At 41.5% G+C, this 2,108-nt stretch carries 2 protein-coding genes; one reads left to right on the plus strand and one right to left on the minus strand.

What is annotated here, in order from left to right; translation table 11 throughout:
* Positions 1 to 113 precede the first annotated feature (113 nt).
* Entirely contained in the window at positions 114 to 1,349 is a 1,236-nt protein-coding gene (locus F6K38_RS40165) for an RNA-guided endonuclease InsQ/TnpB family protein (RefSeq protein WP_287255641.1), read from the plus strand.
* A 443-nt stretch (positions 1,350 to 1,792) separates the two neighbouring features.
* Here F6K38_RS40165 and F6K38_RS40170 read toward each other — a convergent pair.
* The coding region (locus tag F6K38_RS40170) for a hypothetical protein (protein WP_287360450.1) at positions 1,793 to 2,108 on the minus strand (316 nt) is incomplete at its 5' end.

Consider the following 2,108-nt stretch of genomic DNA (forward strand, 5'->3'; position numbering starts at 1 on the left):
CGTTGGCTGTTACCGAAGAATTGGATCTAAAGTCCCGTCCTTATAGGGCGGCTTTTTTTGGAGTTTTATCCTATTCATTGTATAATAAATTAATAGCGGAAGGTCGATACGTGATGATTATTATAGAGTTCAAGGCATACGGCAAACAGAAACAATATCTAGCAATAGATGAGGCGATCAGAACGGTTAAATTTATCCGTAATAGCTGCCTTCGCTATTGGATGGACAACAAAGGGGTTAATAAATACGACCTAAGCAGATATAGCAAATATTTGGCTAAAGAGTTTCCGTTTGCCAATGAGTTGAACTCTACTGCCCGTCAAGCTAGTGCTGAAAGGGCATGGTCATCAATCGCTCGCTTCTTTGATAATTGCAAGAAAAAGGTTCCCGGAAAGAAAGGCTATCCCCGGTTTAAGAAACACTCTCGTTCGGTTGAGTATAAGCAGTGTGGATGGAAACTGTCCCCAGACAAAAAGTCAATCATCTTTACCGACAAGAAAGGAATCGGAAAGCTTAAGCTTAAGGGGACATGGGATTTGTGGCACTTTGACAAAAAGCAAATCAAGAGGGTTAGGATAGTCCGTCGAGCCGATGGGTACTATGTTCAGTTCTGCGTTCAGCTTAATAATAATGAAGAACTAGAAAAAACTGGACACACTCTTGGCTTAGATGTAGGACTCAAATATTTCTACACTGACTCAGACGGAAATGTCGAACCTAATCCCAGATTTTACAGGAAAGGCGAAAAGCGTCTAAAGTTTTATCAACGCCGGGTTTCTCGAAAAAAGAAAGGCTCTGCTAACCGTAAAAAAGCTATTAATAAACTAGGTAAGACACACCTCAAAATAAGCAGGCAACGTGAAGAACACGCCAAGAGACTGGCGCGTTGCGTAGTCCGGTCTAACGACCTGGTCGCCTATGAAGACTTGAGGGTAAAAAATCTGGTCAAAAACCACTGTCTCGCCAAGTCTATTAATGATGTAGGTTGGTATCAATTTAGAAAATGGATAGAGCACTTTGGCACTAAGTTTGGCAAGATAACTGTTGCAGTAAATCCTGCTTATACCAGCCAAAACTGCTCTAACTGCAGTGAAGTAGTCAAAAAGTCTCTATCAACTAGAACCCATATCTGTCAATGTGGTTGCCAGTTAGATAGAGACCATAATGCTGCAATCAACATTCTGAATCGAGCCTTAAGTACGGTGGGGCACACCGGAACTGGGATTGACCGTAGGTCACGCTACGGGAACGTCGATCCAAACGCTTGGGGAGAAGCGGCCTCTACTCTTCCTGGCTCCGGCCTGGTTGAGCAAGCTGCCTCATTGAACCAAGAATCTCCGCGCCTTTAGGTCGGGGAGTGTCAACCCAATCTTGATAGATTCTAGCAAGCTGATAGTAAGCTAATGCTATACCTGTTTGGTCATCAAGCTGCTGACGGATGGCTAAATCTTTGAGTTGACAATCGAGAGCTAGCTGATAGTTGCCCCAGTCTCGATAACAATCAGCTAGCCAAGACCACTGATTGGCTACATTATTTTGTAAATCTAACTGCTGATTGATTTCAACGCTGTCTTGGTAGAATGCGATCGCTTTATCATATTCGGCTTTTCCCTACCTGTTATGCTAAATTATTAGCTTTGATGACATCAAATTACTATCATGTATAGCTTTAAGGTTTTGATAATTAGTTTTTACTATAAAATTTTAGCTAAACCCATAACCTTCTTATTGTATCAACAATTTAGATTGGGTTTATAAAAATTTAGCATACTCAAAACGGAATATCATCAAATTATTCCTTTTTAAAGTAACAGGTAGCTATTGCCCTAGCAATGTAACCATTGATAGGACTATCTGAATTTTGATGAATCTCCTCTAACATCCCAATAGCCTGATCATACTTATCCGGGCGGACATAAGACAGTGCTGTCACAAATTCTATGGATTGTTGACTTGCCTGATCCCGAATCGGATGTTGTCTGGTTGCTTCCAGAGCTGGGGTCATCTCTTCCCCTAGCTCTAACACCAAATCGATCAGATCATCGCATAGCATAAGCTCTGGCTGTTGAACTAGCTGTTGAACAAATTCATTTACACCACTAACTAAG

Origin of the sequence: Moorena sp. SIO3B2, from assembly GCF_010692525.1 — a bacterium.
Taxonomy (GTDB): Bacteria; Cyanobacteriota; Cyanobacteriia; order Cyanobacteriales; family Coleofasciculaceae; genus Moorena; species Moorena producens.

Excerpts from the sequence above, each read along its gene's own strand:
- F6K38_RS40165 (WP_287255641.1), top strand. The coding sequence starts at position 114 with ATGATTATTATAGAGTTCAAGGCATACGGCAAACAGAAACAATATCTA.